Annotated in this window: 7 protein-coding genes; all 7 read left to right on the top strand. The window is 71.1% G+C overall.

Annotation, left to right across the window (positions count from 1 at the left end):
• Positions 1 to 103 precede the first annotated feature (103 nt).
• Complete coding sequence (locus tag ACX25U_RS16040; protein ID WP_454392708.1) at positions 104 to 538, top strand: ATP-binding protein; 435 nt, start codon at positions 104 to 106, stop codon at positions 536 to 538.
• Between the two features lie 317 nt (positions 539 to 855).
• A complete protein-coding gene (locus ACX25U_RS16035) occupies positions 856 to 3,261 on the top strand; it encodes a sodium-translocating pyrophosphatase (protein WP_454392706.1) in 2,406 nt (801 codons plus the stop codon).
• Between the two features lie 194 nt (positions 3,262 to 3,455).
• Positions 3,456 to 4,055 carry a small secreted protein gene (locus ACX25U_RS16030; RefSeq protein ID WP_454392704.1) on the top strand — a complete coding sequence of 200 codons (600 nt, stop codon included), beginning with the start codon at positions 3,456 to 3,458 and terminating at the stop codon, positions 4,053 to 4,055.
• A 45-nt stretch (positions 4,056 to 4,100) separates the two neighbouring features.
• Positions 4,101 to 5,681, top strand: coding sequence for a DUF7059 domain-containing protein (locus tag ACX25U_RS16025; protein WP_454392702.1), 1,581 nt, complete (start codon positions 4,101 to 4,103; stop codon positions 5,679 to 5,681).
• Between the two features lie 207 nt (positions 5,682 to 5,888).
• A complete protein-coding gene (locus tag ACX25U_RS16020) occupies positions 5,889 to 6,086 on the top strand; it encodes a hypothetical protein (RefSeq protein WP_454392700.1) in 198 nt (65 codons plus the stop codon).
• Between the two features lie 247 nt (positions 6,087 to 6,333).
• The gene (gene topA, locus ACX25U_RS16015) at positions 6,334 to 9,183 is read left to right on the top strand and encodes a type I DNA topoisomerase (protein WP_454392698.1); all 2,850 of its coding nucleotides are present in this window, start codon (positions 6,334 to 6,336) and stop codon (positions 9,181 to 9,183) included.
• A 145-nt stretch (positions 9,184 to 9,328) separates the two neighbouring features.
• Positions 9,329 to 12,613: a dTMP kinase gene (gene tmk / locus ACX25U_RS16010; RefSeq protein ID WP_454392696.1), complete on the top strand. Its 3,285-nt coding sequence runs from the start codon at positions 9,329 to 9,331 to the stop codon at positions 12,611 to 12,613.
• Positions 12,614 to 12,713: the final 100 nt, after the last annotated feature.

Raw genomic sequence — 12,713 nt, 5'->3', positions numbered from 1 at the left:
GCCGGCCCCGGCCGGTGTCCGGGGCGGAAGAGTTCAAGCGGGGGACCGGGCTTTCCGGCGGCCCGGTCCCTCGACAGCACGCCCGTAGCTCCGAGGGGGATGCATGGCCACCGTCGAACTCCGCTTCAGCGCGCTGCCCGAGCACGTCAGGACCGCCCGGCTGGTGGCGGCCGCGGTGGCGCGCAGGGCCGGAGTGGACGAGGCCGTCCTCGACGAGGTCAGGCTCGCCGTGGGCGAAGCCTGTTCGCGCGCCGTCGGACTGCATCGCAACGGCGGGATCTCGGCACCGGTGAAGGTGCTGCTCACCGAGGAGGAGAAACAGTTCTCCATCGAGGTCGGCGACGAGGTCCGGCACGCGCCGCACCACCCCGGGGACGACCCGGGCGCCGTGGACGAGGCGGAGGCCGAGGAGGACGAGATGGGCCTCGCGGTCATCAGCGGCCTCGTCGACGACGTGGAGGTCTCGGCCGGGGAGCACGGTGGACTGATCAAGATGACCTGGCCGACCACGCCGCCGCCGGCCGCCACGCTTGCCTGACGCGTGCCACCACCCACTCGGCGCACCACACGAGGGCCCTGCTCGGCAGGGCCCTTTGCGTTTTCGCCGACCGTGTCCACCAGGTACATTGAATTCGTGAAGTAATTCACGATCAGTCGGCAGATCATTTGATCAAGCATTGATCGAGTGTCAATGGTTTTGAACCATTACCTCTTTCGGGTTCCGTGGCGTGACGTCGATCATTTGCTGAAGAGCAGGTGGAGGCCGATTCGGTTTGCCGCGCTCTGTTTTGATCAGGTTCCGCTACCTACAATCCGTCCACATCTTGAGCTCAGCCCAAGCGTCAAGGAGGACGAATGGCGGGGCTTTCTACCCCTCATCAGTTGGGCCACCCCACAACCTTCGCAGCCGCAGTCCTGACCAACGACAATCGGATCATCGTGGCGGTCATCGCGGCCGTCGCGCTGGCCGCGCTCGTGGTCGCAGGCGTCCTGGTGCGCCAGGTACTCGCGGCGGGCGAGGGCACCGACAGCATGAAGAAGATCGCGGAAGCGGTCCAGGAAGGAGCGAAGGCCTATCTGGGCCGCCAGTTGCGCACGCTCGGCGTATTCGCCGTGGTCGTGTTCTTCCTGCTCCTGCTGCTGCCCGCGGACGACTGGAATCAGCGTGCCGGACGATCGGTGTTCTTCCTGATCGGTGCGGCGTTCTCGGCGGCCACCGGCTATATCGGCATGTGGCTCGCCGTGCGCAGCAATGTGCGCGTCGCCGCGGCGGCCCGGGAAGCGACTCCCGCGGAAGGTGAGCCGGAAAAGGATCTCACCGCCGTCTCGCACAGAGCCATGAAGATCGCTTTCCGTACGGGTGGCGTCGTCGGCATGTTCACGGTGGGGCTCGGCCTGCTGGGCGCCTCCTGTGTGGTGCTGGTGTACGCGGCCGACGCGCCGAAGGTGCTCGAGGGCTTCGGCCTCGGCGCGGCGCTCATCGCGATGTTCATGCGTGTCGGCGGCGGCATCTTCACCAAGGCCGCCGACGTCGGCGCCGACCTGGTCGGCAAGGTCGAGCAGGGCATTCCGGAGGACGATCCGCGCAATGCCGCGACCATCGCCGACAACGTGGGCGACAACGTCGGCGACTGCGCGGGCATGGCGGCCGACCTCTTCGAGTCGTACGCCGTCACGCTCGTCGCCGCGCTCATCCTCGGCAAGGCGGCCTTCGGCAACGACGGGCTCGCCTTCCCGCTGCTGGTGCCGGCCATCGGCGTGATCACCGCCATGATCGGCATCTTCGCGGTGGCGCCGCGCCGCGCCGACCGCAGCGGCATGACCGCGATCAACCGCGGCTTCTTCATCTCCGCGGTGATCTCGCTCGCCCTCGTCGCGATCGCCGTCTTCACCTATCTGCCGTCGTCGTACGCCGACCTGACCGGTGTCACCGACGCGGCGATCGCGGGCAAGAGCGGCGATCCGCGGATCCTCGCCCTGGTCGCGGTGGCCATCGGCATCCTGCTGGCCGCCGTGATCCAGCAGCTGACCGGCTACTTCACCGAGACCAACCGGCGCCCGGTCAAGGACATCGGCAAGACCTCGCTGACCGGCCCGGCCACCGTCGTCCTCGCCGGCGTCTCCGTCGGCCTGGAGTCGGCCGTCTACACCGCCCTGCTGATCGGCCTCAGCGTCTACGGCGCGTTCCTGCTCGGCGGTACGTCGATCATGCTGGCGCTGTTCGCGGTGGCACTGGCCGGCACCGGCCTGCTCACCACGGTCGGCGTGATCGTCGCCATGGACACCTTCGGCCCGGTCTCCGACAACGCCCAGGGCATCGCCGAGATGTCCGGCGACGTCGAGGGCGCGGGCGCGCAGGTGCTCACCAACCTGGACGCCGTCGGTAACACCACCAAGGCCATCACCAAGGGCATCGCCATCGCCACCGCCGTCCTGGCGGCGTCGGCGCTCTTCGGGTCGTACCGCGACGCGATCACCACCGGGGCGCAGAACGTCGGGGAGAGAATCTCCGGCGCGGGTGCGCCGATGACCCTGATCATGGACATCTCGCAGCCCAACAACCTGGTCGGCCTCATCGCCGGCGCGGCGGTCGTCTTCCTCTTCTCGGGGCTGGCGATCAACGCGGTGTCGCGGTCGGCGGGTTCGGTGGTGTTCGAGGTGCGGCGGCAGTTCCGTGAGAAGCCCGGGATCATGGACTTCAGCGAGAAGCCGGAGTACGGCAAGGTCGTCGACATCTGCACCAAGGACGCCCTGCGCGAGCTCGCCACACCCGGGCTGCTCGCCGTCATGGCGCCCATCTTCATCGGGTTCACGCTCGGCGTCGGCGCGCTCGGCTCCTACCTCGCGGGTGCGATCGGCACGGGCACGCTGATGGCGGTGTTCCTCGCCAACTCCGGCGGCGCCTGGGACAACGCCAAGAAACTGGTGGAGGACGGCCACCACGGAGGAAAGGGCAGCGAGGCCCATGCGGCCACGGTGATCGGTGACACGGTCGGCGACCCCTTCAAGGACACCGCCGGCCCCGCGATCAACCCGCTGCTGAAGGTGATGAACCTGGTGTCGCTGCTCATCGCGCCCGCGGTCATCAAGTTCTCCTACGGCAGCGACAAGAGTCTCGGCGTACGGATCGCGATCGCGGTCCTGGCGCTGGTCGTCATCGTCGGCGCGGTCTACATCTCCAAGCGGCGCGGAATCGCCGTGGGTGACGAAGACAACGCCGAACAAGTGTCCAAACCGGCCGATCCTGCGGTGGTCTCGTAGGCGGTCTCACATCAGGCCCAGCTCAAGAGACGGGCGGGTGGCGCGTACGACGCGTCGCCCGCCCGTCGTATGTGCGGGTGCGCCCCCTCGTGAGCCTTCTCTCGCTTGGTGCAAATGGCTGCAAGACACCTTTTAAGGGGCGGCCGGACCGGGGTCGTCACCGGCATGGCGTGTATGTTCCGGGGCCGAGAGCCATGGAAGGGACCAATCCGGTGAACAAGAAGCTCGCGGCCGCACTGTCCGGCGGTGCGGTACTGGTACTGGCACTGACGGGCTGCACCAGCGGCAGCGACGACAGCAAGAACGAAGCGCTGAACGCCTGGGCCAAGCAGGTGTGCGACGCGGTGCAGCCGCAGGCGAAGAAGATCGAGGCCGCCAACGCCGCCATCCAGAAGGAGACCTCGGACAACAGCGAGCCGGCCCAGGTCCAGAAGACCGACGCGCAGGCCTTCCAGGACATGTCCGACGCCTACAGGGCGATCGGCGACGCCGTGAACAAGGCGGGCGCTCCCCAGGTCGACAACGGCCGGAAGAAGCTGCAGGACGCGGTCAAGGAGCTCAACAGCCTCGGCACCTCCTACGCCTCCCTCAAGCAGCAGGTCGACAAGCTCGACACCAAGGACCAGGCCAAGTTCGCGGACGGTCTGAAGGACATCGCCACCCGGCTGGACAAGCTGAGCAAGACCGGTAGCGACGCCCTGAAGAACCTGGAGGAGGGCGACGTGGGCAAGGCGATGGCCCGGCAGCCGAGCTGCAAGTCCGCGTCCGCCTCGCCCTCGACGGCGAACGGCTGACGCACGCGCGCGTGCGATGTCGGTGGGAGCCGACAGAATGGGGTCGTGAGTGACTCCAGCCTGCCCGCCGTGCCCGCACTGCCCGCCGCCGACCGCCCGGACGTCGCCGCCCGGCTCCGGGACGCCCTGCTCGGCGCATCCTTCACCGCCGACGGACTGCTCGAGCTGCTCGGAGCGCCCGCGTACGCGGCCCTGGCGCGCAGCGAGACCGTCCCCGCGATGCGGGCCACGCGCGGCGACACGCCGCTGGAGCTGCTGGTCCGGCTGTTCCTGCTGCAGCAGCCCGTGCCGCACGCGCGCGTGGCGGACGTCCTGCCCGTCGAGGACTGCCTGGAGACCGGCTGGCTGGTGCGTGCCGGCGAGGACGAGCTCGCCGCGATCGTGGACGTACGGCCGTACGGCGGGCCCGACGGCGAGGACTGGTTCATCGTGTCCGACCTGGGCTGCGCGGTCGGCGGATCAGAAGGTGTGCGCGCCAGCGCTCGTTGGAGGGGTGGTGGCGGGCGACGGGCGGGCGGTATCGGCAGCCGGCCGGAGGGCGTCGTCCTCGGCGTCGGCGGCGCGTCCACGACCCTGGCCGGCATCACGGTCCGTACGCCCGTCGGCTCCGCGCTCGACCTCGGCACCGGCTCCGGCATCCAGGCGCTGCACGCCGGCCGGCACGCCACGCGCGTGACCGCGACCGACGTCAACCCGCGCGCGCTGCACATCACCGCCCTCACGCTCGCGCTGTCCGGCGCCCCGGCCGCCGATCTGCGCGAGGGTTCGCTGTTCGAACCGGTCCGCGAGGGCGAGAGGTTCGACCTGATCGTGTCCAACCCGCCGTTCGTGATCTCTCCCGGAGCCCGGCTGACGTACCGCGACGGCGGGATGGGCGGGGACGATCTGTGTCGCACGCTCGTTCAGCAGGCGGGGGAGCGGCTGAACGAGGGCGGGTTCGCGCAGTTCCTCGCCAACTGGCAGCACGTGGAAGGGGAGGACTGGCAGGACAGGCTCAGGTCATGGGTGCCCCGCGGGTGCGACGCGTGGATCGTGCAACGCGAGGTGCAGGACGTCACGCAGTACGCCGAGCTGTGGCTCAGGGACGCCGGTGACCACCGCGCCGGCCCGGCTCAGTACCAGGCGCGGTACGACGCCTGGCTGGAGGAGTTCGAGGCGCGCAAGGTCAAGGCCGTGGGCTTCGGCTGGATCACGCTGCGCCGGACGTCCTCCGCGGTACCCTCCATCACCGTGGAGGAGTGGCCGCACCCGGTCGAGCAGCCGCTCGGCGACACCGTGCGGGCGCACTTCGCCCGCCTCGACTACCTGCGGGAGCACGACGACGCGGCCCTGCTCGACGATTACTTCCGGCTGGTCCGCGAGGTCGTGCAGGAACAGGTCGGGCTGCCCGGCGCCGAGGACCCCGAGCACGTGGTGCTGCGCCAGAACCGCGGGATGCGCCGGGCCACCACCGTGGACACGGTCGGCGCGGGCTTCGCCGGCGTCTGCGACGGCACACTGAGCGCCGGCCGCATCCTGGACGCCATCGCCCAGCTGATGGGCGAGGACCCGGTCCTGCTCCGCGACCGCACACCCGCCCAGATCCGGCTGCTGGTGGAACAGGGCTTCATCGAGCCGGCGGGCTGACACCGGCCGACCGGTTTTCGCACCCGTCACTTTCTTTCTTCTTCTTTCTTCTTCGACCATTTCTGGTCATGTGACGTGTGGCGCGGGCAGCGCCGGACGGAACGCGCGGGCGCCCGTCCGTCCGGCGTTCACCGGAGGTTGGCCCGGTCGTCGCCCGTGGGTGTCAGCCTCCCGTACCGGGGCATCCGGGGACGGGAGGGGACGTACGTGGAGAGCGGGCCGGCGATCTTCGCGGGGATGGTGTTCGCCCTGTTCGGGGCGGCATTGCTGGGGTGGACGGCGGTGCGGGTGTGGCGCCGGGAACCCGTCGCCCTCGGCGTCGGCAGGGCCGCGTCGGCGACCGTCGCGACCCTGTTCGCCCTCACCGCACTGACCCTCGGCGCATGGTGCTTCACGCGCGTGTGACAACCGCCGCACCACTACGGTTTCCGTAACTGATAGATAACCCTCCGCATAAACCCGAAAGGGCTGGTGAGCGCTCCGGGCGGCAGGAAGGGCGGAAGTCGGGTTACCGTTCGAGTGGCCGTTGCGGGCTTTTCCCGTTTGACACGGGGACGGGATGTACCGTCACACTCCGCAGCGTCACCACGATCCGACCCCCGGGAAATCAAGGCCCGGGGAGCCCCAGCGCCGACCGGAGAGAAGAGCGAAGTTGTCCCCGACCAGCGAGACCGCACAGGGCGGCCGCCGACTCGTCATCGTCGAGTCGCCTGCCAAGGCGAAGACGATCAAGGGCTACCTCGGCCCCGGCTACGTCGTCGAAGCGAGCGTCGGGCACATCCGCGACCTTCCCAACGGCGCCGCGGAGGTCCCCGAGCAGTACACCGGCGAGGTCCGCCGCCTCGGTGTGGACGTAGAACATGACTTCCAGCCGATCTATGTCATCAACGCTGACAAGAAGGCCCAGGTCAAGAAGCTCAAGGACCTGCTGAAGGAGTCCGACGAGCTCTTCCTCGCCACCGATGAGGACCGCGAGGGCGAGGCCATCGCCTGGCATCTGCAGGAAGTGCTCAAGCCGAAGATCCCGGTCAAGCGGATGGTCTTCCACGAGATCACCAAGGACGCCATCCGCGAGGCCGTCGCCAACCCGCGCCAGCTCAACCAGCGGCTCGTCGACGCCCAGGAGACCCGCCGCATCCTCGACCGCCTCTACGGCTACGAGGTCTCGCCGGTGCTGTGGAAGAAGGTCATGCCGCGCCTGTCGGCCGGCCGCGTCCAGTCGGTCGCGACCCGGCTCGTGGTCGAGCGGGAGCGCGAGCGCATGGCGTTCCGCTCCGCCGAGTACTGGGACCTGACCGGCACCTTCGCCACCGGCCGCGCGGGCGATGCGAGCGACCCGTCGTCGCTGGTCGCGCGCCTGCAGAGCGTCGACGGTCGACGCGTCGCACAGGGCCGCGACTTCGACTCCCTGGGGCAGCTGAAGAGCGCCAACATCCTCCACCTCGACGAGGCCACCGCCCGCGCGCTGGCCGCCGCCCTGGAGAACACCCGCTTCTCCGTGCGGTCCGTCGAGTCCAAGCCGTACCGCCGCTCGCCGTACGCCCCGTTCCGTACGACAACGCTGCAGCAGGAGGCGAGCCGCAAGCTCGGCTTCGGCGCGAAGGCCACGATGCAGATCGCGCAGAAGCTGTACGAGAACGGCTACATCACGTACATGCGTACGGACTCCACCACCCTGAGCGACACGGCGATCGCCGCCGCCCGCGCCCAGGTCACGCATCTGTACGGCGCCGACTACCTGCCGCCGCAGCCGCGTACGTACGCCGGGAAGGTCAAGAACGCGCAGGAGGCGCACGAGGCGATCCGTCCCTCGGGTGATCGTTTCCGCACCCCCGCCGAGACCGGCCTGACCGGCGACCGGTTCAAGCTCTACGAGCTGATCTGGAAGCGGACGGTCGCCTCCCAGATGAAGGACGCGACCGGCAACAGCGTGACCGTGAGGATCGGCGGCACTGCGGCCGACGGCCGGGATGTCGAGTTCAGCGCGTCCGGCAAGACGATCACCTTCCACGGCTTTCTGAAGGCGTACGTCGAGGGCGCCGACGACCCGAACGCCGAGCTCGACGACCGCGAGCGCCGCCTGCCACAGGTCGCCGAAGGCGACGCGCTGAGCGCCGAGGAGATCACGGCCGACGGGCACGCCACCAAGCCCCCGGCCCGCTACACCGAGGCCAGCCTGGTCAAGGAGCTCGAAGAGCGCGAGATCGGCCGCCCCTCGACGTACGCGTCGATCATCGGCACGATCCTCGACCGCGGCTACGTCTTCAAGAAGGGCACGGCCCTGGTGCCGTCCTTCCTGTCCTTCGCCGTGGTCAACCTCCTGGAGAAGCACTTCGGGCGGCTCGTCGACTACGACTTCACCGCCAAGATGGAGGACGACCTCGACCGCATCGCGCGCGGCGAGGCCCAGGCCGTGCCGTGGCTGAGGCGGTTCTACTTCGGCGAGGGCCCTGTCGGGGGCGCCGCCGACGCCGGCAACGGCGACGGGGACCACCTCGGCGGCCTCAAGGAGCTGGTGACCGACCTGGGCGCCATCGACGCGCGCGAGGTGTCGTCGTTCCCGGTGGGCAACGACATCGTGCTGCGGGTCGGCCGCTACGGCCCGTACATCGAGCGTGGCGACAAGGAGACCGACACCCACCAGCGCGCCGACATCCAGGCCGACCTGGCCCCGGACGAGCTGACCGTCGAGCTCGCCGAGGAGCTGCTCGCCAAGCCGAGCGGCGACTTCGAGCTGGGCACCGACCCCACCACCGGCCACACGATCGTCGCCAAGGACGGCCGCTACGGCCCGTACGTCACGGAGGTCCTGCCCGAAGGCACCCCGAAGACCGGCAAGAACGCGGTCAAGCCGCGCACGGCCTCGCTGTTCAAGTCGATGTCCCTGGACACGGTGACCCTGGACGACGCGCTGAAGCTCATGTCGCTGCCGCGTGTCGTCGGCACCGACACCGACGGCCAGGAGATCACGGCGCAGAACGGCCGCTACGGCCCGTACCTGAAGAAGGGCACGGACTCGCGCTCGCTGCAGTCCGAGGACCAGCTCTTCACGATCACGCTGGAGGAGGCCCAGGCGATCTACGCCCAGCCCAAGCAGCGCGGTCGCGCGGCCGCCAAGCCGCCGCTGAAGGAACTCGGCGCGGACCCGGTCAGCGGCAAGCCGGTCGTGGTCAAGGACGGCCGTTTCGGCCCGTACGTCACCGACGGCGAGACCAACGCGACCCTGCGCTCCGGCGACAGCGTCGAGGCGATCACTTCGGAGCGCGGTTTCGAGCTGCTCGCCGAGAAGCGCGCGAAGGGACCGGCCAAGAAGACCGCGAAGAAGTCGGCCGCCAAGAAGACGACGGCGTCCACGGCCGCGAAGAAGACGACGGCGTCCACGGCCGCGAAGAAGACCGCGGCGAAGAAGACGACCACCGCGAAGAAGACGGCTGCCAAGAAGACGACCGCCAAGAAGACGACGGCTTCCAAGGCGACCGCCTCCAAGACGGCGGAGGACTGATCGCGGGCGGCGCGGGACCGACCGCGCGGCGGATCCTTCACAGTTCCTTCGCGAACAGCACGCCCCGGCATCACTTTGGTGTCGGGGCGTGTGCACGTTCGGACGGTCACCGTGTGCTGTCAGTGCGTCCGGATAGGCTGAACGCATGACGCGAGCCGAGCAGCCAACGGCCCACACCACCGCACCCGACGACGCCCTCGCAGCCGATTCCCGCGAGCGCGCCGTCCACTCCCTGCTGCGCCGTCCACAGCTGAGGCGACTGTGGAGCGCACAGCTGGTGGGGGGTGTCGGAGACTCCCTGGCACTCCTGGTCCTGGTCGTCCTCGTCCTCCAGGCGGCGATCACCGCCGGCTCCTTCGGCGGGGGCTACCGGGGCGTGGCCTTCGCAGTGGCGACCGTCTTCGCCGTGCGCGTCCTGGCGACCGTGCTCTTCGGCGCGGTCCTCCTCGGCCCGCTGACCTCGCTCACCTCCCAGGACGGCCCGCTCGACCGCCGCTGGACCATGGTCGGAGCGGACGGCGTGCGCGCCGCCCTGCTGATCGTCGCGCCGCTGTGGATCGACTGGACGCCGGACGACGCCCTGGCCTACCTCCTGGTCACCGTCTTCGTGGCCGGGGTCGCCGAGCGCCTCTGGACGGTGTGCCGGGAGAGCGCGGCCCCCGCGCTGCTGCCCGCCCCGCCCCCGGAGGGCGCCACGGTGCGTCCGCTGCCCGACCACATGGACGCCCTGCGCCGCCTGTCGCTGCGCACGACCTTCCTGGCCATCCCGCTGGCGGCCGCCGCCCTGGTCGTCGCATCCCTGCTCAACAACCTCCTGGGCGTCGGCGTCGACTGGTTCGACCAGCACCAGGCGGCCCTCGGCTCCTACGTCGCGGCCGGACTGTTCGCCGCGTCCCTGTCCGTGCTGACCTACCTGGAACTGCCCGGCACACGCACCCCGCGCCCGCGCTCGCCGCTGGAGGGGCTGCGCCGCCCGAAGACGGGCACCGGTGTCGACAAGGGCCGTACGGGGGCCGTTCCGCTGCTCGTGCTCGCCTGCGCGGCCGTCGCCGGGGCGATCGCCGCCGCGGTCGCCGTCTGCGTACTGCACACCACCGACCTGGACGGCGGTCCGGTGCTCTACGGACTGGCGGTGCTCGCCCTGACCGGCGGGGTCGTCGTCGGCGTCCGTACGGCGCCCAAGGCGCTGGTCTCGCTGTCACGGCGCCGGCTGCTGGCCCTCGCGATCGCCCTCACCGGCATCGCCCTGCTCGCCGCCGGACTCGTCCCCGACGTCACCACCGTCCTGCTGATCCTCGCCCTGGCCGGGGCGAGCGCGGGCGTCGCCGCCAACACCGGGCACACCCTGCTCGACCAGGAGACCGAGGACTACCGCCGGCCGCGCATGACCGAGCACCTGCACGCGGTGGTACGGGTCCTCGTGGCGCTCGGCGCCGTGCTCGCCCCGGTGGTCGCGGCCGGGATCGGCCCGCACCGCCTGGAGAACGGCCGGTTCGTGTTCGCGCACGGCGGCGCCGCCTTCACGCTGATGCTGGTCGGCGCGCTGCTGCTGCCGGTGGCCGCGCTGGTCCTCGCCAAGGTCGACGACCGCTCCGGCGTACCGCTGCGGCAGGACCTCGTCGACGCCCTGCGCGGCGGCGACGACCCGGTGACGGCCCCCGCGGCCTCCGGCTTCTTCATCGCCATCGAGGGCGGCGACGGGGCGGGCAAGTCCACGCAGGCCGAGGCGCTCGCCGACTGGATCAGGTCCAAGGGTCACGAGGTCGTCCTCACCCGCGAGCCGGGCGCCACCCCCGTGGGCAAGCGGCTGCGCTCGATCCTGCTGGACGTGTCCTCGCAGGGCCTGTCCCACCGCGCGGAGGCGCTGCTGTACGCCGCCGATCGCGCGGAGCACGTCGACACGGTCGTACGACCCGCGCTGGAGCGGGGCGCCGTGGTGATCACCGACCGGTACATCGACTCGTCGGTGGCCTACCAGGGCGCGGGCCGTGACCTGTCCCCGACCGAGATCGCGCGGATCTCCCGCTGGGCGACCAACGGACTGGTCCCGCACCTGACCGTCCTGCTGGACGTCTCGCCGGAGACGGCCCGCGAACGGTTCACGGAGGCGCCCGACCGCCTGGAGTCGGAGCCCGCCGAGTTCCACGCGCGCGTGCGGGCCGGATTCCTGACGCTGGCCGCCGCCGACCCCGGCCGGTACCTCGTGGTGGACGCCGGGCAGGAGCCCGAAGCCGTCACCACGGTCGTCCGGCACCGGCTCGACCAGATGCTGCCGCTGTCCGAGGCCGAGCTGAAAGCCCAGGAGGAGGCACGGAAGAAGGCCGAGGAAGAAGCGCGCCGCAAGGCCGAGGAGGAGGCCCGCAGGAAGGCCGAGGAGGAGCGCCTGGAGCGCGAGCGCCAGGAACACCTCGCGCGGCTGCGCGCCGAGGAGGAGGAACGCAAGCGGCGCGAGCTGGAGGAGGCGCAGCGGCGCGAGGCCGAACGGCAGGCCGAGGAGGCCCGGCGGCGCGCCGAGGAGGCCCGGCGCAAGGCGGAGGAGGAACAGGCCCGGCTGCTCGCGGAGGAGCAGGCACGGGCGGAGGCCGAGGCACGCCGCAAGGCCGAGGAGGAAGAGCGGCGCCGACAGGCCGAGGAGGAGGCCCGGCTGCGCGCCGAGGCCGAGGCGCGGCGGCTGGAGAAGCAGCGCAAGGCCGAGGAGGCCCTGCTGCGGGCCGAGGAGGCCCGGCGGGCGGCGGAGCAGGCCGCGGCCACCGCGCAGGCGGGCCCGCGCCGGTCCGCGGCCCCCTCGGCCGCCGCGGTGCCGCCGGAGGCGGCGACCGTGCCGACGCCGGTGGTGACGCCGACGAACGCGTCGGGCGGGCCGGCGGACGAGACGGCGGTGCTGCCGCCGGTGCGGGAGCCTTCGAGCGAGGGCTCGAGCGACAGCTCCCGTGGGGTGTCCCGCGGGTCCGGGAAGCGGGGGTCGCGGGCGGCCGGGGAGTCCGAGTCCGAGGTGACCACGGAGCTGCCGCAGCCGCCGGTTCCGCCGGGGGCGGCCGACGAGACCGCCGTGCTGCCGGCCGTCCCGCCGGGAGCCGCGGACGAGACGGCGGTGCTGCCGCCCGTGGGGGCCCGCGAGGCCGCCGCCGATGAGACGGCCGTGCTGCCTCCCGTGCGGGACGACGACCCCATGGACCGCGTTCCGCCCGGCTTCTTCCGGGACGAGCCGCCGACGGCCGCCCGGCCCGGCGAGGGCGAGGACCGTACACGGGAGCTGCCCCAGGTGGACGCCGAGAGTGCCGCCCGGCGACGGCCGCGGCCGGACTGGGCCGAGGAGACCCCGCTCGACGACCTGCCGACGCTGGCGGACGAACTGCTGGGACCGCGCGAGGACGACGAGGAGCCGGACGACGGGCGGGACGGCGGCCGGGGACGCGGCCGACGTCGCTGAGTCCCATGACGGGAGTGGGCGGAGGCCGCCCGCCCCCGTTGTCAGTGGTCCCCCGCACAATGGATCCCGCACCACGAACCATGACGAAAGGGCGGCGTGA

This window comes from Streptomyces sp. JNUCC 63, assembly GCF_054366325.1.
Note: the sequence above shows the minus strand (reverse complement) of the source record. Positions and strands in the feature narration are given on the sequence as shown.